Source organism: Haloferax sp. Atlit-48N, assembly GCF_003383015.2.
Classification (GTDB): Archaea; Halobacteriota; Halobacteria; order Halobacteriales; family Haloferacaceae; genus Haloferax; species Haloferax volcanii.
In genome coordinates, this window is record NZ_CP137689.1 from 1099930 (window position 1) to 1117005 (window position 17076).

Consider the following 17076-nt stretch of genomic DNA (forward strand, 5'->3'; position numbering starts at 1 on the left):
CGGGACTGTTACAGGAGGCCGTCGTCGGTGGTCGTGGTCCCGTCGTCCGACGAGGGCGTCGTCGCGGTCGTCGTCGCTGTCGAAGTCGTGGTTGCTGTCGAAGTCGCGGTTGCCGTCGAAGTCGCGGTCTCGGACTCGGCCGTCTCGGTTGTCTCGGCCGTCTCCGTCGCCGTGGGTTCGTCCGTCGTCTCGCTTCCGTCAGACGCCGCCTTGTTCCCGAAGATGTCCGTCTCGAACGTCTTCTCGTAGGTCAGCGGGTCGAGGGGGACGCGAAGCGTCGTGCCGCCGGCGTCGAGGTTCGCGTAGAAGTCGATGCGCAGGTCGGTCGTCTGGTCGCGTTCGAGATGCGTGACCCACCACTCGTCGAGCCTGTCGTTCTGGATGTGGGTCGTCGCCTCGATGGTCTCCGTCGACCGCGGAGGGATGACGTACTCGGAGTTCGTGGTCCCCTCGCCCACGGCCACGTCGTTCATGGAGATGTCGTAGCCGAGTTCGGAGACCGCAATCGGGTACGGCTTGGGGTTGTGGACGACGAACGTGAGTTCGAGCGCCGTGCGCTCGTCCGTGGATTCGCCCCACTCGGCTCTCGTCTCGTTGACGTACAACACGGGGTCGGAGACGACCGGCGACTCCGCGTTTATCTCGCGGGTCTCCGTGGAGTTGAACGCCGACAGGAGGTCGGTGTCGATGCTCCGGGTAATCTCGGGCGCTTCGAAGGTCCGGCCGAGCGTCTCCGAGGAGACGGTGGCGTTCACGGCGAGGTCGGTGTGCTCGCCGTTCTGGACGTGCGAGACCCACCACTCGGGGATGCGCTCGTTTTCGAGCGTCGTCCGAAGCGGGACTGCCGTGGTCCCCTGCCCGACAGAGACGCCTTCCTTCTCGCCGGTCGCCATCCGAATCCCGTTCATCTCGACGCCGTAGTCGACGGCGAGCCCGGAGAGGTTCGCTGAAAGCGGGTTCGGGTTCGAGACGTACAGGTCGGTCTCGATGACCGTCGCCGTCTCGTTGACGCCGCCGAACCGGTTGTCGACTCGGTCGACGCTCGGCGCGCCGATTATTCCGGCCGCGAACGCCGCGCCGACGACGGCCGCGACGAGCACCAGCGCGACGAGCGCGATACGGAGTTTACCGCCGAACAGCGCGGATGTCAGTCCCATCTTGTGGACACACGAGACTGGTGGTACATATGTCGAACGGCCGAGCGCGACGGCGGTTCGCGGGACCGTCCCGCACGCCTCGACCCCGACACGTCGCCCCACGGCAGGCGGTGTCGAATGAACTAAGTGCGCACCCGCGAAGGTCGGAAACATGGAAACCAAGACGGTGCAATCCGACAAGTCCATCGGCTTTGCGGCGTTGTTCGGCGTACTCACGCTCGTCGGCGCAGGGCTGATGGTCGCCGGACCGGACCAGTTGACGAAGGCGCTCGGGTTCATGGTCGCGATTATCGCGGCCTCGCTGGCGGTCTGCGGCGCGCACCTGTTCCAGTAACGTTGAGTATCAACGCTGAGGAACACGGGTAACCGTTAATAACGCCCATTCCCTAGACGGTCCGAGGATGACTGAGTACACCGACGAGGAACAACGCATTCTCGCCTATCTCCGCGACAGCGTCAGCCGCGGCGAGGGCTACTTCCGGGCGAAGAACATCGCCGAAGCCATCGGTCTCACCGCGAAGCAGGTCGGGTCCCGTCTGCCGCGGCTGGCCGAGAAGTCCGAAGACGTCGAAATCGAGAAGTGGGGACGCGCCCGCTCGACGACGTGGCGCGTCACCCGAAGCTGAGGCGATTCCACGGATTTTTACTGTGGAGGTGTGATGGTATCTCATGACCGTCCGCGTGAAACGAACGTTCGAGTTCGACGCTCCCGGCGAGCGCGTCTGGGAGTTCATCGCCGACCCGGCCAAGCGAGCGGGGGCTATCAGCGTCGTCGACCGCTTCGACGTGTCCGACGACGGCCGCCACGCGACGTGGTATCTCGAACTCCCGATTCCGCTCGTCCGTTCGACGGTGACAGTCGAGACGGAAGACATCGAAGTCGACGAGCCGACCCACGTCAAGTTCGTCGGTAAGTCGCGGGTGATGCGGGTGACGGGCGAACACACTATCGAGGAACACGACGGCGGCAGCCGCCTCGTCAACGAGTTCACCGTCGACGGCCGACTGCCGGGCGTCGAGGCGTTCTTCGAGCGCAACCTCGACCGCGAACTCGACAACCTCGAAACGGAGCTCCGACGCGAGTTCGAAGCGACCGCGTAACGCCGGCGACGACCGTCGACGCTCGGTGAGACAGGGCGAGAAACCGCGAGAGCCGTGCGCTCACGGGGTATGAGAACGGCTGTTGCGGTGGCTTTATACATCGTGGCTCCTAAGCGAAAGTCGCCGACGCAATAGGCGCTTTTCTCGCCAGTCGTCGGCGACTCCACATCCGCCGCACCCGCCGCAACGTTTCGGGGTCCGTTGCGGCATCCGAAACGACGTGGCCACGTCGTTTCCCGCCCCCAAGCCCGGTGGGGGCAACTCCCCTCGTCTCACTTCGCCAACTGGTGACGCGAGATTCGGCGGGAGGCGCATTCGCCTCCGCCTTTTGACGACCGCTTCGCTCCGAGCCACGGCGTCGCCGCGCCTCGGCGGCGACCCCCCGACCGCCCGACAGTCCGAGAGCGCACGCTTCTTTCCCCCGGCCCTCGTGGAGCCACCATGACCGAGACGATTCGAGGCGACGTGCTGCACGCCATTCCACCGGACGAACTCGACGACGAGGACCTGTCGCCCGAACTCCGGGCGCTGGCCGACTCGCGTCACGTACTCGTCGTTCGGAAGGGCGGCCATCCCTCGATGCTCGACCTCGTCTGGGCGTTCGTCCGCCGCGACCCAATCGAGGCCGTGACCGTCGTGACCGACCGCCCCGCCGAGGAGGATGAGGAAGTGGCGCTGACCGTCGAGGAGACGGGGATGCCCGGCGTCTACGTCGCGGCCGGCGCTCACGGGGAGGCTGAATCGACCGACGGACACTGAAAACAGCGGACGGAAAAAGCAGGACTGCTGCGGGGCCGTGACGCGGTGACCGGCCGGACGACTTCAGTCGTCTTGCTTGGTCTTGATGTCCGCCGAGAGGCCCTGTGCCATGCGAATCTCTTTGGAGTTGTTGAGCGTCCACGCGGTGCGCTCGGTGACGGCCTCGATGATTTCGCGGGCCGAGGGGTAGCCGTTGCCGGACTTCTTCACGCCGCCGAACGGGAGGTGGACCTCCGCGCCGATACACGGGAGGTTGCCGTAGGCGAGGCCGACCTCGGCGTGGTCGCGGAAGTAGTTTATCTGGCGGTAGTCCTCGGAGATGACGGCACCGGCCAACCCGTAGTCGGTGTCGTTCTGAATCTCGACTGCATCCTCGATGTCGCCGGAGTACTTCAGCAGGGCGACGTGGGGGCCGAACACCTCCTCGTGGGTGCAGCGGAGGTCGTCGTGGGGGTCGGCCTCGTAGACGAACGGCCCGACCCAGTGGCCGTCTTCGTGGCCCTCGGGAATCTCGTCGGCGTCGAGTTCGGTGCGGTCGACGAGGACGTTCACGCCCTCCGTCTCCGCGAGTTCGTTGTAGTTCGTGACCTTCTCCTTGTGGCCCTCCTCGATGAGGGGGCCCATGAACGTGTCCTCGCGGAGCGGGTCGCCCACGGAGACGTTCTTCGCGTTCTCGACGAAGCGCTCCTTGAACTCGTCGTACACGTCCTCGTGGACGACGATGCGCTCGGAGGAGACACAGCGCTGGCCGGTGGTCTTGAACGACGACATCGTCGCGGAGTGGACCGCGATGTCGAGGTCCGCCTTCTCCGTGATGACGATGTTGTTCTTGCCGCCCATCTCGCACGCGGCGAGTTTGCCGGGCTGTTGGGCGACCTTGCTCGCGACCTCGTGGCCGACCTCGGCGGAGCCCGTGAACAGCACGGAGTCGACGCGCTCGTCGTCGACGATGCTCGCGCCGGCGTCACCGAAGCCCTGTACCATGTTGAACACGCCGTCGGGGATGCCGGCGTCCTCGAACATCTCGGCGATAATCTGCCCGCACCACGGCGTCTGCTCGGCGGGCTTCCAGACGACGGTGTTGCCCTCGACGAGCGCGACGGCCATGTGCCAGAAGGGGATGGCGACGGGGAAGTTCCACGGGGTGATACAGCCGACGACGCCGCGGGGCTTGCGGCGCATGTAGGCGTCCTTCGCGGGAATCTCGGAGGGGACCACGTCGCCTTTGGGGTGGCGGGCGTCGCCCGCGGCCCACTCGACCATGTGGTACGCCTCGATGACGTCGGCGCGGCCCTCGGAAATCTCTTTGCCGCACTCTTTGGTGACGATTTCCGCGAGTTCCTCCGTGCGGTCGCGCAGTTCGTGGTAGATGTCCCAGAGGTACTCCGCGCGGTCGATGTGGGAGAGTTCGCGCCACTCCTCGTACGCCTCGTCGGCCGCGGCGGCCGCCGCGTCGATGTCCTCGGGCGTGCCGCGTCGGAACGTCCCCAGCGACTCGCCCGTCGCGGGGTTCGCGCTCTCGAACGTCTCGTCGCCGGTGCCGTCCGTCCACTCGCCGTCGATGTAGTGCTGATATTCGTCCTGCGCCATATGACTCTAGACTCACAACTAGGATTAATAACCCCGGACCCTCCCATGGAAGGGGCGCGCCCGAACCGACGCATCACCGCGACGCCGAGTGACCACAGATAACATCTTACGTAACGACGTATTACCCGGTGTATGAGCGAGCGCACGGCAGGTGAAGGCACGCGCCTTACGCTCGACCTGTGGCATCCGAACTGCTGGGCGATAGAATCGACGAGCGAATACGACGGCGGCATCCTCGCACACGCCATCTACGACGCTCCCGCCGCGGGCGTCGAGCGGTCGAACGGGCTGTTCACCGCCTACGGCGAGTCGCTCGACGAGGTCGAGACGCTCCTCGACGCCATCGCCGACTCGGAGCTCACGGGCGAGGTGTTGGAACTGCAAGAGCGGTTCGACTCCCGCGGGAAGCACGTCGCGCCCGGCCCGGTCGCCCGCGAGTTCTTCTTGGAGTACGACCCGAGCGACATGATGTGTCCGGAGCTGCTCAAGCAGGGCTTCGTCCACAGCGCCCCCACGCAGATAGAAAACGGCCGCGAGCGGTGGGAAGTCTGGTTCGCCGGCGCGCGCGAGGAGATACAGCCCCGCATCGAGACCGTCATGGACGAGACCGGCGCGGAGATTCGCGTCGCCTCCATCTCCACGTCTGAGGGCGCGGAACCGGAGCGCAGTCGGCGGCTCGACACGCTCACCCGGAGTCAGCGGGAGGCGTTCGAACTCGCGCGCGAAGAAGGCTACTACCGCTGGCCTCGCGAGGTGTCGACCCGCGAACTCGCCGCCGAGATGGACATCTCGAAGACGACGCTGCTCGAACACCTGCGCAAAGCGGAGTCGAAACTGCTCGACCCGCAGTAGCGCGGGACGATTGGGTGTCCGTCCCGGCTCAGATACCGGCGACGGCGCGGAGCGCGAACAGCGCGTTCGACTTCCGCTCGCGGACGCGCCGGTAGAAGTAGGAGAACCATTTGTCCCCGTAGGGGACGTACTGCCACGTCTCGATGCCGGCGTCCGCGAGGTCGCGCTGACCGTCCTCGCGCACGCCCATGAGCATCTGCACCTCGTAGGGCGTCCCGTACTGTTCGTGGAGGCGGCGGGCGTGCGCAATCATGTGCGGGTCGTGGCTGCCGACCGCGATGCCGTCGTCGAACTCGGTGAACATCTGTTCGAGGAGGTCCCTGTACACCTCGTCCACCTTCGACTTCTCCTTGTACGCGATGGACGCCGGCTCGTTGTACGCGCCCTTGACGAGGCGGACCTTGCCGGGGACCTCCGCGAGACGTTCGAGGTCGTCGCGCGTGCGTTTCAGGTTCGCCTGCACGCAGACGCCGACGTTCCCGCCCGTCCGGTGGCCCAAGTCGTCGACGGCGTCGAGGGTCACGTCGGTCGTCTCGTGGTCCTCCATGTCGACCCAGACGAACACGCCTTCGGCGTCCGCGGCGTCGACGATGCGGTCGAGGTTCTCCCGGAACGCGCGGTCGCTGATGTCGAGACCGATCTGCGAAGGCTTCACCGAGACGCAGCCATCGAGGTCCGTCGCGCCCAGTTGGCGGACGAGGTCGACGTACGCGTCGGCGTCGGCGTCGGCGGCCGTCCGGTCGGTGTAGTGCTCGCCGAGCAGGTTCAGTATCCCCGCGATGCCGTCGCGGTTCAGCGACTCGACGTGCGAGACCGCTCCGTCGGCCGTCTCGCCCGCCACGAAGTTGTTCGCGATGGGGGGTATCACGACCCGCTATTGTGAGACACGTACCCTAAAGAGAGACCCTACCAAATCATTCTGAAAAATATTCCTGAAATAATCACGGAACGCTCGTTTCGTCCGACGGGGTCCGGGGTCCCGACCATGGGCGGTCACAGGTATATTTACGATAGCTGGAGAGCATTGCTTGTTATGTCACCACACGACATGGACCGCAGAACGCTGCTGAAGCTGTCGGGGCTCTCGCTCGTCGGGGCGACCGCCGGCTGTCTCGAAGGGGAAGAAGAGACCCCCGCGGCAACGACCACCGAGGAAAGCGGCGGCGGCGGTGGCGGCGGCGACGACGAGACGACCACCACGGCCTCCGAGGAAAGCGGCGGCGACGAATCGTCGTACACCATCGGGATGGTCGACTCGCTCACCGGGTCGCTCGCGCCGTACGGCGAGCGCAACACTCGCGGCCGCGAACTCGCGCTCGCGGCCATCAACGAGGTCGGTATCGGCTCCGAAGGGGCGTCGCTGAACATCTCCGTCGAGGACGACGAGAGTACGAACCAAGGCGGAGTCAACGGCGCACAGGTGCTCGTCAACCAAGACGGCGTCCCGCTTCTCATCGGCTCCGTGGGCTCCGGCGTCTCCATCGCCATCCACGACAGCGTCACGAGAGACGCCGGCGTCGTCCAAATCAGCCAGAACAGCACGAGTCCCGAACTCACGACGCGGCCGGAGCTGCTTCGGATGAGCCCCTCCGGTTCCGCGAAGGGACAGGCGCTCGCCAGCCTCGTCAACGACGACGGCCACGACACGGTCGCCGTCACGTGGATCAACAACGACTACGGGACGGGGCTGTCCGAGGTGTTCGCCGAGACGTTCGAGTCCGAGTTCGACGGCACCGTCGCCTACAACGAACCGCACGACCAGGGTCAGTCGTCGTACAGCGGCGTCCTCACCGAGATGGCATCGACCGACGCCTCGGCGTGGATTTTCCTCACGTACGCGAACGAGTACACGGTCATGGTCAACGAGGGCTTCGACCAGGGCTACAACACGTCCGTGGACTACTACGGCGCGGAGTCCACCGTCGCCGACTCCATCATCGAAAACACGCCCGAAGGCAGCATGGACGGGATGACGGGCATCACCGAGAGCGCCCCGCAGGACCAGGAGAACTACCAGAACTTCGTCGCCGCGTTCGAGGAGAACTACGACGGGACGCCGACGGTCTGGTCGGCGTACGCCTACGACGCCGTGACGGTCGCGGCCATCGCCATCGAGGCGGCAGACGAGTTCACCGGCGAGGCGCTCGCGTCGGTCGTCCGCGACGTGACCCGCCCCGAGGGCGAGGAGGTCTTCAACTTCGAGGAGGCCGCGGCCGTCCTCCGCGACGGCGGTTCGCCGGGCGACATCAACTATCAGGGCGTCAGCGGCCCGGTCGACCTCGACGAGAACGGCGACCCGCCGGGCTACTACCAGATTTACAGCGTCGAGGACCACGAGTACGTCTTCGGTGACTACATCACGAGCTAACTATGCACGCACGGAACGGACGGCGAACGACCCTCGGGAGGGCCCCGGAGCCGTGATACCGCTCCAAATCAGCCCCTTCCAGTACGTCGCCAACGGCGTGGTGTTTTCGAGCATCATCGTCCTCGCGGCCATCGGGCTGTCGCTCGTGTACAGCATCGCGGACTTCGCGAACTTCGCCCACGGCGACCTCATGACCGTGGGGGCGTTCTCCGCGCTGTTCTCGGTCGGCTTCTTCCGACCGATGCTGGGCGACGCGGGCGTGTTCGGCCTGCCGCTTTGGTTCTTCCTCGCGCTCGCGTTCGGCATGGGGGCGGCGGCGGTCATCGCCGTCCTCACCAACCGCGTCGTCTACCGCCCGGTGAAGGACAGCGGCTCCATCGGGCTTCTCATCTCCAGCATCGGCGTCGCACTCGTCTATCGCGCGCTCGTCTTCCTGTCGTTCGGAACCGAGCCCGAGCGCTACGGCGTGTCCCGACAGGGCCCGATTCCGTGGGTCCGCGAGACGCTCGGCATCGCGGTCACGCCGCGCAACCTCGTCGTCGTGGCGCTCACCGTCGTCCTCGTGACGGCGTTGCACCTGACGCTGACGCGGACGACGCTCGGTCGGAAGATGCGCGCGACCGCCGACAACGCGGACCTCGCGCGGGTCAGCGGGATTCGGACCGGCGAGGTCATCTTCGCCATGTGGCTCATCGGCGGCGCGCTCGCCGCGGCCGGCGGCGTCTTCCTCGGACTGGAGGAACTCGTCCGCCCGCGGATGGGCTTCGACATCCTGCTTATCGTCTTCGCCGCGGTCATCCTCGGCGGCATCGGCTCCGTCTACGGCGCGATGCTCGGTGGCCTCGTCATCGGGATGGTCCACGAGCTCGTTCCGCTGTTCTACCAGTGGGGCATCATCCCGGTCAGGTCGCGGTACGCCGCGGCCGTCGCGTTCGTCATCATGGTCGCTATCTTGCTCGTTCGCCCGAGCGGAATCGCGGGTGATAACGGATGAGCGCCGTCACCTCGTGGGTGACCGAGACGCTCGTCCGCGACGCGACCGAGCGGCGCATCTTCGCGGTGCTCGGACTCATCACCGTGTTGCTCGTCGTCGGCGTCCTCACCGGCGTCGTCGGACTGCGCTTCCTCCTGTTCCAAATCGCGCTCGTCGGGATGTACGCCCTGCTGTCGCTCGGACTCAACGTCCAGTGGGGCTACGCCGGACTCATCAACTTCTCCGTCGCCGCCTTCTGGGGAATCGGCGCGTACTGCGCCGCGCTGTTGACCGCGCCGAACTCCCCGCTCGGACTCGGACTCCACCCGGTGTTCGGGTTCCTCGGGGCAATCGTCGTGAGCGCGCTCATCGCGGTGCTCATCGGCATCCCGACGCTCCGCCTGCGCGAGGACTACCTCGCCATCGCCAGTCTCGGACTCGCCGAGGTCATCCGCACCATCATCCTCAACGAAGACCAGTGGACCGCCGGGTCGAGAGGTATCAGCGGCATCCCGAACCTCCTGTCGTGGCTCCCGCTGACCGACTCCGCGACGACGGCCGCCGTCGTGGTCGTCCTCATCGCCGTCGTCTACCTGTTCCTCCGGCGCGTCCACCGGTCGCCGTGGGGGCGCGTCCTCCGGACCATCCGGTCCGACGAGGACCTCGCGAAGGCGCTCGGGAAGAACACCTACCGGTTCAAGATGCAGGCGTTCGTCCTCGGCTCGGTCATCATGGCCGTCGCCGGGGCGTTCTACGCCCACCTGAACCTCTACATCGACCCCTCCGACCTCGTTCCCCTGACGACGTTCTACATCTGGATCGCCGTCATCCTCGGCGGGACCGGGTCGAACCGCGGGGCGGTCGTCGGCGCGGCCGTCGTCATCGCCATCCGCGAGGGGACCCGCTTCCTCAACGACATCGGGTTCATCCAGACGCTCGGAGTCGACTTGGCCCCGCTCCGACTGCTGTTCGTCGGCGGGCTCATCATCCTCATCATGCGGTTCCGGCAGGACGGGCTCCTGCCGCCGAAGGACGAACTCATCTGGCCGGCGGCGCGCGACGGAAGCGGTGCCGGCGGCGCGTCTCCCTCCGGTGCCGCCTCCGACGGCGGGACCGCCTCGAACGGGGGTGACGACCGATGAACGACGACGCGTACGAGGGCGCGCGCCTCGACAAGGACGACGTCGTCCTGAAGACGACCGGCTTGGAGAAGGCGTTCGGCGGCCTCGTCGCCACCGACGACGTCTCCATCGAGGTCGAACGCGGGACCATCACCGGGATGATTGGACCGAACGGCGCGGGCAAGTCCACGCTGTTCAACCTCATCTCCGGCTTCTACGAGAACGACGCCGGCCACGTCACCGTCAACGGCGAGGACGTGACCGACCTCGAACCGCACGAGCGCGCCCGAAAGGGACTCGTTCGGACCTTCCAGACGCCCCGGCGGCTGGAGGGGATGTCCGTCCGCGAAGCGATGCTCGTCGGTCCCGGCCCGCAGAAAGGCGAGTCGATTTTCTCGCTTTTCTTCTCCGGCTCCGACGTGACAGAAGAGGAGCGGGCGAACATCGAACAGACGCGCGAGCTGCTCGAACGGTTCGAAATCGGGCATCTCATCGACCAGCCGTCGACCGACCTCTCCGGCGGGCAGATGAAGCTCGTCGAGCTCGCGCGGGCGTTCACGACGAACCCCGACATCCTGCTTTTGGACGAGCCGGTCGCTGGCGTCAATCCGACGCTCGCGAACGACATCAAACGGTTCATCCGCGAACTCAACAAGGAGGGACAGACCTTCCTCATCATCGAACACGACATGCCGTTTATCATGGACCTCGCAGACCCCATCATCGTTCTCGACCAAGGGAAGGTGCTCATGGAGGGCTCGCCGGACGAAGTCCGCTCCGACGACCGCGTCATCGAGGCGTACCTCGGGGGGGCCGGCCCGTGACCGAGCGCGCCCTCGACGTCAGCGGCGTCGACAGCGGCTACGGCGAGGTGCAGGTGCTCCGCGACCTGACGCTCCACCTCGAATCGGACGAAATCGTCTGCATCATCGGACCGAACGGCGCGGGGAAGTCGACCGTCCTCAAGACGGTGTTCGGCCTCCTCAAGCCGTGGACCGGCTCGGTCGAACTGAGTGGGCGAGATATCACCGGCGAGGAGCCGGAGGACCTCGTCCGCGTCGGGATGGGCTACGTCCCGCAGGTGGACAACGTCTTTTCCTCGCTCACCATCGACGAGAACCTCAGGATGGGCGGGGTCGCCCGCTCGGAGGGCTTGCAGGCGCGAATCGACGAACTGTACGACCAGTTCTCGATTCTCGACGAGAAGCGCTCTGCGAAGGCCCGGACGCTCTCGGGCGGCCAGCGGCAGGTGCTCGCGTTCGCCCGCGCGCTCGTGATGGAGCCCGAAGTGCTCCTCATCGACGAGCCGTCGGCGGGCCTCGCGCCCAACATCGTCCAGTCGGTGTTCGAGGACGTGAAGAAGGTGAACGAACTCGGGACGGCGGTCCTGATGGTCGAGCAGAACGCCCGCGAGGGGCTCGGCATCTCCGACCGCGGCTACGTCCTCGACCAGGGGACAGTCGCCTACGAGGGCGACGCCGACGGCCTCCTCGACGACCCCGAAGTCTCGCGGCTCTACATGGGCGGCGCGGACTACGAGGGCGTCGAGGGCGAGTAACGCGCGACTCGCCCCGCGTTCGCGGCTTTTTCCGACCGCGTGCTACGCCGCGTGCTTTTCGATTTCGCCTTTGAGCGACGCGGCGTCGAAGTCGTGGTCGGGCCGGATGTTGACGAAGTCGAGGAAGTCGACGGCGTCCAACAGCGCGTCCGCGTCGTAGGAGTCGAGCGCCGCGGTGACGGCCTTCTTGGGACCGACGAGCGGTTCGAGTGCGGCCAGCCCGCAGGCGAGGTCGTACGCGCGGGCGTCGCGCATCCCCTCGTCGTTGACGTTCGTCGCGTCGATGAAGTAGATGCCGTCCTCGCGGACGAGGACGTTCTCGGCTCTGAGGTCGCCGTGAGCGAGGTGGTTGTCGTGCATCGCCGCGAGCGCCGCGAACAGTTCGGGGGCGAGCCGTTCGACCTCCGCTCGCGGGGCGGTGTCGAGGGTGTGGAAGTTCGGCAGGTATTCGAGGACGAGCACGCCGAGACCGTCCACCTCGAACGCCTCGACCGGCGCGGGCGCTTGCAGGCCGATGTCGCGGAGTCGCTTCGTCGCTTCGAGTTCGTGTTCGGCCATCTCCAGCGGCGTCCCGAAATGCCCGAAAAAGCCCTCCGTCCCGCTGGAGAACGCGCCGAGGTTTCGCCCGGTGGTGAAGACGGCGTGGACGAGCGAGTTCTGTTTGGAGATGACCTTCACGAACCACTCGTCGTCGACGACCATCGGGGTCGAAAGCCAGTTGTCCGCCTCGAGAAATCGGATGTGGAGGGTGTCGCGGTCGTATCGCCGGGCGAGTTCGCGGGCGACCGTCTCCAGACGCGGCCACCCGAGGCGGCCGCGGACGAGCCGACGGAGGTCCATGCACCCCCGTAAGACGAGGGGCGGCTTAACCTCGTGGGCCTACGACGATTCCTGTCGGACCGTCAACACGGGCGCGTCGGAGCCGCGGACGACGCGCTCGGCGACGCTCCCGATGAGGTAGCGGTCGATGCCGCTGCGGCCGTGAGTTCCCATCACGACGAGGTCCACCTCCCGTTCGTCGGCGTGGCGGATAATCTCGCTCGCGGGCGTGCCCTCCGTGACGACGGTCTCGACCTCGACGCCGGCCTCGCGGGCCGCCTGAGCGACGCGGTCTAGCACCTGCTCGCCGCTTTCGAGGAGCGCCTCGCGGACCCGTTCGAGCGAGAGCGCGGGCGCGGCGTAGCCGACCTCGCGCACGTCCGCGACGTAGAGCGCCACGAGCGTCGCGTCGTAGGTGCGGGCGTGTTCGATGGCGTGGTCCAACGCGGCGTCCGCGCAGTCGCTGCCGTCGGTCGGAAAGAGGATGTGGGAGTACATACGAGAACGTCGGGCCGCGGCGCAAAAAGACCCGGATGCCTATTCCCACGCGATGGGAGTACCCGACGTGGGCTGCCGCCTTCGCCGGCCGCGACGCATATCTTTCATGGTTGTTCGATTAGTTTATGTCCGGCACGGCGATAGTTGGTCGCATGGACTTCGACATCCCGGCCGAACACCGGATGATTCGGGACACCGTCCGCGAGTTCTGCGAGGAAGAAATCGCGCCCATCGCGCAGGACATCGAGGACGAACACCGGTTCCCCGCGGAGATATTCGACCAGTTGGCCGAGTTGGACGTGATGGGCGTCCCCATCGACGAGGCGTACGGCGGCCTCGGCGGCGACCAGTTGATGTACGCGCTCGTCGTGGAGGAACTCGGTCGCGTCTCGGGCGGCATCGGCCTGTCGTACGCCGCCCACGTCAGCCTCGCGTCGAAGCCTATCGAACTGTTCGGCACCGACGAGCAGAAGGAACGCTGGCTTACGCCGCTGGCGACCGGCGAGCACCTCGGCGGCTGGGCGCTCACCGAGCCCGGGTCCGGGAGCGACGCCAGCGACATGGACACGGTCGCAGAGCGGGACGACGACGGCTACGTCATCGACGGCACGAAGCAGTTCATCACGAACGCGAACGTCGCCGGCTCGGTCCTCGTGAAGGCCGTCACGGACCCCGGCGCGGGCTACGACGGCATCTCGACGTTCATCGTCGACCCCGAGAACGACGACGGCTTCGAGGTAACGACCGAGTGGGACAAGATGGGGCTCAACTCCTCGCCGACCTGCGAGCTCTCCTTCGACGACTGTTGGGTGCCCGAAGACCGCCTCCTCGGCGAGGAGGGCGACGGCTGGAAGCAGACGATGAAGACGCTCGACGGCGGCCGCATCTCCATCGCGGCGCTCTCGGTCGGGCTGGCCGAGGGCGCGTACGGCCACGCCAAATCGTACGCCCAAGAGCGCGAGCAGTTCGACCGGCCGATTTCGAAGTTCGACGCCGTCCGCGACAAACTCGTCTCGATGCACCGCAAGACCGAGCGCGCGCGACTCCTCACCCACAAGGCCGCGACGCGGTACGACGCCGGAAAGCGGGTCAGCCGAGAGTCCGCGCTGGCGAAACTCGACGCCTCGGAGGCCGCCCGCGAGGTCGCAGAAGACGCGGTGCAGGTGCTCGGCGGCTACGGCTACACGACCGATTTCGCCCCTCAGCGGTTCTACCGCGACGCGAAGCTCATGGAAATCGGCGAGGGGACGAGCGAGATTCAACACCTCATCATCGGCCGCGAACTCGGCCTCTGAGCGGCCGTCGAAGCCGGCGGTGACTCACTCCGACTCGGCCATCGCCGACAGCCGAGCGACGTAGGAGAAACTGCGGACGTGGTCCTCTTCTGTCGGCGCGTCCTCGAAGTCGGCGGGGACGGTAAAGGAGACGACGCGCTCGCGAATCGTGTCGTGCGGCTCGTCGCCTATCCAGCCGATATCGCGGTAGTACGACGCCATCTCCAGCGCGCCGCGACCGCCGAGTCGCTCGACGAGGTGGACACACCAGTCGAGCAGCACGCGCTCGGCCCGCGGCGTCCGCGGAATCTCGTCGAGGAACGGCTCGCCGTCCGAGGTGACAGCCGCGGTCGTCGCGAGGAGGCGCTCGTGAGCCACGTCGCTCCACGCCCGGTTCGTCGGTGCGTCGACCCAGTCGAACGACCGAGCGCCGGAGTTCCGTCTGAGTCCGGGCCCGGTCGGGCCGTCGGCGTCAGTCGGGTGACGTGACTCGCGCGGCATCTATCCCTGCGTGTGCGTCCATCCGAATTAAGCGTTCGGGCGAACGTCCGACATATGACAGCCACACGAACGTTCAATCCGAGAGAGTGGGTGAACGGTTGAGTTGATAACACCGAACGAGACTACGAGTCGAAAGCTGGTTTGACGGGCGTGTCACTCGGCGTGGCGTGATTTCTCTCTTCGTTCCGTTTGCTATCAACTTTGATATGTGGGGCGAATCGCTTAAGTTCCGTACCAGCTACACGTTTGATATCGCTCCGATGTGACACTCATCGGAAAGAACAGTTCCGAGAGAGTCACAGATGCGAGCCACGACCCACATATGACCAGCGTCGGGCAGTACCCACACGCGTACGCGCTGTTCGCCGCGGGCATCCTTGCGGGGGTCGTCACACTCGTTGTTCTCGGCCGGTTCCGACGCTACTCGCGGCGCGTCCGCCTCCCGTTTGCGCTGTTGACGCTCTCCGGGAGCATCTGGGCCACGGCGTACGGGTTCCTCTTCCTCCCGATGACGCCCAGCGCAGAACTGTTCTACGCGCAGTTGGCGTGGGCCGGCGCGGCCGTCATCCCGACGGTCTGGCTCGTCTTTGCGCTCGTCTACGCCGGCGAAGACCAGCTCCTCTCCACGCAGATGCTCGGCTTTCTGGCCGTCGAGCCCGCCGTCGCTATCGCCCTCAAGTTGACGAACGCCTCCCACGGGCTGCTCGGGTCGTCGCTCGGCCCCTGGCGGGCCATGCAGCCGAACCGGTTCGCTGTCCCTGGAGCTGACCTCTTCGGCCCGCTCGGCCCGGACCTCGTCCTCGTCGCACACGTCGTTTACGGGTTCGGCGTCGCGGTCACCGGGGTGAGCGTCATCGCGAGAACGTACCTCAAAAGCTCGAACATCCACCGGCGACAGGCCGGGTTTCTCTTCGTCGCCGGGGCGATTCCGCTCGCCGCGCTCGGCGGCGAGTTCTTCTTCCCGTTCCGCATCAATCCGGTCCCCGTCTCTATCGGCGTTAGCTCGGTCGTCGTGCTCTGGGCGCTCTTCAGACACCAACTGTTCGATATCACGCCCATCGCCCGCGACGCGATTCTCTCGGAGATGCGCGACGCCGTCGTCGTCCTCGACGAACAGGACCGAATCGTCGAATCGAACGGGGCCGCCTCGGAACTGTTAGCGCGGCCGGTCTCCGAGTGCGTCGGCGAGCCCGTCCTCGAAAGCGTTCGCGTGCCGTCCGAGGTTCAGGCGGTGTTAGCGGGTCGAGACAGGGCGCAAGCGGTCGTCGAAGACGACGGGACCAACCGCTATTTCGAGGTCCGCTCCGAACCGCTCGGCGACCAGACACGCGACCGGACGCGCTTGCTCGTCTTCTACGACGTGACGGAACGCCGCCGCACCGAAGAGGAGTTCCGCGCGCTCATCGAGAACTCGCGGGACGTCATCACCGTCCTCAACGAGGACGGCGAACGGACCTACACGAGTCCCTCGATGACCGAGGTGCTCGGCTATCAGACCGACGCGCTCGTCGGTGAACCGGTGCTCGACCTCGTCCACCCCGATGACAGAGACCGGGTCGCTGACTGCTTCGACGAGGTGGTCTCCGGCGACCCGCCCGTGCGCGCCGAGTTCAGAGTCCGCCACAAAAACGGTACGTGGCGGCGGTTCGAGACGGTTGGCGTCAACCTCCTCGATGACCCCGCCGTCGGCGGCGTCGTGTTGAACTCGCGGGACGTGACGAGTCGCCATCGCTACGAACAGCGCCTCCGAGTGTTGAATCGCGTCCTCCGGCACGACCTCAGAAACGACATGAACGTCATCCTCGGCCACGCCGACCTCCTCCTCGACGAACGCATCCCCGCCGAGTCGAAGGACCACGCCCGGACGATAAAGCGGAAGGCGTCGTCGCTCGTCGAACTCGGCGAGCAGACCCGGCACATCGACACGACGCTCACCCGCGGGCCGTCCGGACTCGAACCCGTCGAGGTGGTCGAGCGCATCGAGGCGCAGTTAGACGACATCGAGTCCGACTACCCCGAGGCAATCGTCCACCGGAACCTCCCCGACGAGATGTGGGTCACCGCGGACGACCTCATCGAATCGGCACTCAAACACCTCATCGACAACGCGCTCGAACACAACGACCGCGTCATCCCGGAGGTCGGCGTCACCGTCGAGCGGAGCGCGACCTCGAACGACTACGTCGAGATTCGAATCGCCGACAACGGGCCGGGCGTCCCCGACGCCGAACTCTCCGTCCTCGAATCGGGGACCGAGACGCCGCTCCAGCACATCAGCGGACTCGGCCTCTGGCTGGTCCAGTGGATAATCGACCGCTCGAACGGTCGGCTCCGGTTCACGGAGAACGAGCCGCGGGGGTCCGTCGCCATCGTCGGCCTCCGGAGCGCCGACCGAGCAGCCTCCGCCAGCGACGGCGGCACGATAACGGGCGAGTCGGAGACGGACTGAGAGACGGGCTGAGCCGCGCAGTAATCGAGTCGCATGATCGACGTGTCAAAGCCGAA

18 protein-coding genes are annotated in these 17076 nt (G+C 66.3%); 12 read left to right on the plus strand and 6 right to left on the minus strand.

Annotated elements, in window-relative coordinates; all coding sequences use genetic code 11:
- Positions 1–8: 8 nt before the first annotated feature.
- Entirely contained in the window at positions 9–1157 is a 1149-nt protein-coding gene (locus tag DEQ67_RS05995) for an LEA type 2 family protein (protein ID WP_115891293.1), read from the minus strand.
- A 151-nt stretch (positions 1158–1308) separates the two neighbouring features.
- On the opposite strand from DEQ67_RS05995, the gene DEQ67_RS06000 reads away from it, so the two are divergent.
- From DEQ67_RS06000 to DEQ67_RS06015, 4 genes are all read left to right on the plus strand, one after another.
- Entirely contained in the window at positions 1309–1491 is a 183-nt protein-coding gene (locus DEQ67_RS06000; RefSeq protein WP_004043756.1) for a DUF7525 family protein, read from the plus strand.
- Between the two features lie 67 nt (positions 1492–1558).
- Positions 1559–1783 (plus strand): DUF7123 family protein, encoded by a 225-nt coding sequence (locus DEQ67_RS06005; RefSeq protein ID WP_004043755.1) that lies wholly within the window; start codon positions 1559–1561, stop codon positions 1781–1783.
- Positions 1784–1826: 43 nt separating this feature from the next.
- Positions 1827–2258: an SRPBCC family protein gene (locus tag DEQ67_RS06010; protein ID WP_004043754.1), complete on the plus strand. Its 432-nt coding sequence runs from the start codon at positions 1827–1829 to the stop codon at positions 2256–2258.
- A gap of 441 nt (positions 2259–2699) precedes the next feature.
- Positions 2700–3017 (plus strand): DUF7526 family protein, encoded by a 318-nt coding sequence (locus DEQ67_RS06015; RefSeq protein ID WP_004063769.1) that lies wholly within the window; start codon positions 2700–2702, stop codon positions 3015–3017.
- A gap of 63 nt (positions 3018–3080) precedes the next feature.
- Here DEQ67_RS06015 and DEQ67_RS06020 read toward each other — a convergent pair whose 3' ends face one another.
- On the minus strand, positions 3081–4607 hold the full coding sequence (locus DEQ67_RS06020) for an aldehyde dehydrogenase family protein (protein WP_004043752.1): 1527 nt from the start codon (positions 4605–4607) through the stop codon (positions 3081–3083).
- A 132-nt stretch (positions 4608–4739) separates the two neighbouring features.
- Here DEQ67_RS06020 and DEQ67_RS06025 point away from each other — a divergent pair, with 132 nt between their 5' ends.
- A complete protein-coding gene (locus DEQ67_RS06025; protein WP_004063766.1) occupies positions 4740–5459 on the plus strand; it encodes a helix-turn-helix domain-containing protein in 720 nt (239 codons plus the stop codon).
- A gap of 28 nt (positions 5460–5487) precedes the next feature.
- Here DEQ67_RS06025 and DEQ67_RS06030 read toward each other — a convergent pair whose 3' ends face one another.
- On the minus strand, positions 5488–6327 hold the full coding sequence (locus DEQ67_RS06030) for a proline dehydrogenase family protein (protein WP_004063764.1): 840 nt from the start codon (positions 6325–6327) through the stop codon (positions 5488–5490).
- A gap of 180 nt (positions 6328–6507) precedes the next feature.
- Here DEQ67_RS06030 and DEQ67_RS06035 point away from each other — a divergent pair, with 180 nt between their 5' ends.
- From DEQ67_RS06035 to DEQ67_RS06055, 5 genes are read left to right on the plus strand one after another with little or no spacing between them, the layout of a single operon-like run.
- Positions 6508–7827 carry an ABC transporter substrate-binding protein gene (locus DEQ67_RS06035; RefSeq protein ID WP_115860785.1) on the plus strand — a complete coding sequence of 440 codons (1320 nt, stop codon included), beginning with the start codon at positions 6508–6510 and terminating at the stop codon, positions 7825–7827.
- Positions 7828–7879: 52 nt separating this feature from the next.
- The gene (locus DEQ67_RS06040) at positions 7880–8821 is read left to right on the plus strand and encodes a branched-chain amino acid ABC transporter permease (RefSeq protein WP_004063759.1); all 942 of its coding nucleotides are present in this window, start codon (positions 7880–7882) and stop codon (positions 8819–8821) included.
- On the plus strand, positions 8818–9942 hold the full coding sequence (locus DEQ67_RS06045) for a branched-chain amino acid ABC transporter permease (protein ID WP_004063757.1): 1125 nt from the start codon (positions 8818–8820) through the stop codon (positions 9940–9942). Before DEQ67_RS06040 ends, DEQ67_RS06045 begins: the two co-directional genes overlap by 4 nt.
- A complete protein-coding gene (locus DEQ67_RS06050; protein WP_115860071.1) occupies positions 9939–10745 on the plus strand; it encodes an ABC transporter ATP-binding protein in 807 nt (268 codons plus the stop codon). The genes DEQ67_RS06045 and DEQ67_RS06050 overlap by 4 nt, the downstream gene beginning before the upstream one ends.
- Positions 10742–11479, plus strand: coding sequence for an ABC transporter ATP-binding protein (locus DEQ67_RS06055; protein ID WP_004063753.1), 738 nt, complete (start codon positions 10742–10744; stop codon positions 11477–11479). The genes DEQ67_RS06050 and DEQ67_RS06055 overlap by 4 nt, the downstream gene beginning before the upstream one ends.
- 42 nt (positions 11480–11521) lie before the next feature.
- Here DEQ67_RS06055 and DEQ67_RS06060 read toward each other — a convergent pair whose 3' ends face one another.
- On the minus strand, positions 11522–12319 hold the full coding sequence (locus DEQ67_RS06060) for an RIO1 family regulatory kinase/ATPase (protein ID WP_115802453.1): 798 nt from the start codon (positions 12317–12319) through the stop codon (positions 11522–11524).
- A gap of 39 nt (positions 12320–12358) precedes the next feature.
- Positions 12359–12796, minus strand: a complete 438-nt coding sequence (locus DEQ67_RS06065; protein WP_004043743.1) for a universal stress protein — start codon at positions 12794–12796, stop codon at positions 12359–12361.
- Between the two features lie 152 nt (positions 12797–12948).
- Here DEQ67_RS06065 and DEQ67_RS06070 point away from each other — a divergent pair, with 152 nt between their 5' ends.
- Positions 12949–14091, plus strand: coding sequence for an acyl-CoA dehydrogenase family protein (locus DEQ67_RS06070; RefSeq protein ID WP_115802454.1), 1143 nt, complete (start codon positions 12949–12951; stop codon positions 14089–14091).
- 24 nt (positions 14092–14115) lie between these two features.
- Here the strand turns inward: DEQ67_RS06070 and DEQ67_RS06075 are convergent, their stop codons facing one another.
- Positions 14116–14571, minus strand: a complete 456-nt coding sequence (locus DEQ67_RS06075) for a FlaD/FlaE family flagellar protein (RefSeq protein WP_004043741.1) — start codon at positions 14569–14571, stop codon at positions 14116–14118.
- Positions 14572–14893: 322 nt separating this feature from the next.
- On the opposite strand from DEQ67_RS06075, the gene DEQ67_RS06080 reads away from it, so the two are divergent.
- Positions 14894–17020 (plus strand): histidine kinase N-terminal 7TM domain-containing protein, encoded by a 2127-nt coding sequence (locus tag DEQ67_RS06080; RefSeq protein ID WP_115860067.1) that lies wholly within the window; start codon positions 14894–14896, stop codon positions 17018–17020.
- The last annotated feature ends 56 nt before the right edge of the window (positions 17021–17076 follow it).

Bases quoted from the DNA above. Each gene is read 5' to 3' on its own strand.
- DEQ67_RS05995 (WP_115891293.1), bottom strand. From the start codon at position 1,157: ATGGGACTGACATCCGCGCTGTTCGGCGGTAAACTCCGTATCGCGCTC.
- DEQ67_RS06000 (WP_004043756.1), top strand. From the start codon at position 1,309: ATGGAAACCAAGACGGTGCAATCCGACAAGTCCATCGGCTTTGCGGCG.
- DEQ67_RS06005 (WP_004043755.1), top strand. From the start codon at position 1,559: ATGACTGAGTACACCGACGAGGAACAACGCATTCTCGCCTATCTCCGC.
- DEQ67_RS06010 (WP_004043754.1), top strand. From the start codon at position 1,827: ATGACCGTCCGCGTGAAACGAACGTTCGAGTTCGACGCTCCCGGCGAG.
- DEQ67_RS06015 (WP_004063769.1), top strand. From the start codon at position 2,700: ATGACCGAGACGATTCGAGGCGACGTGCTGCACGCCATTCCACCGGAC.
- DEQ67_RS06020 (WP_004043752.1), bottom strand. From the start codon at position 4,607: ATGGCGCAGGACGAATATCAGCACTACATCGACGGCGAGTGGACGGAC.
- DEQ67_RS06025 (WP_004063766.1), top strand. From the start codon at position 4,740: ATGAGCGAGCGCACGGCAGGTGAAGGCACGCGCCTTACGCTCGACCTG.
- DEQ67_RS06035 (WP_115860785.1), top strand. From the start codon at position 6,508: ATGGACCGCAGAACGCTGCTGAAGCTGTCGGGGCTCTCGCTCGTCGGG.
- DEQ67_RS06045 (WP_004063757.1), top strand. From the start codon at position 8,818: ATGAGCGCCGTCACCTCGTGGGTGACCGAGACGCTCGTCCGCGACGCG.
- DEQ67_RS06050 (WP_115860071.1), top strand. From the start codon at position 9,939: ATGAACGACGACGCGTACGAGGGCGCGCGCCTCGACAAGGACGACGTC.
- DEQ67_RS06060 (WP_115802453.1), bottom strand. From the start codon at position 12,319: ATGGACCTCCGTCGGCTCGTCCGCGGCCGCCTCGGGTGGCCGCGTCTG.
- DEQ67_RS06065 (WP_004043743.1), bottom strand. From the start codon at position 12,796: ATGTACTCCCACATCCTCTTTCCGACCGACGGCAGCGACTGCGCGGAC.
- DEQ67_RS06070 (WP_115802454.1), top strand. From the start codon at position 12,949: ATGGACTTCGACATCCCGGCCGAACACCGGATGATTCGGGACACCGTC.
- DEQ67_RS06075 (WP_004043741.1), bottom strand. From the start codon at position 14,571: ATGCCGCGCGAGTCACGTCACCCGACTGACGCCGACGGCCCGACCGGG.
- DEQ67_RS06080 (WP_115860067.1), top strand. From the start codon at position 14,894: ATGACCAGCGTCGGGCAGTACCCACACGCGTACGCGCTGTTCGCCGCG.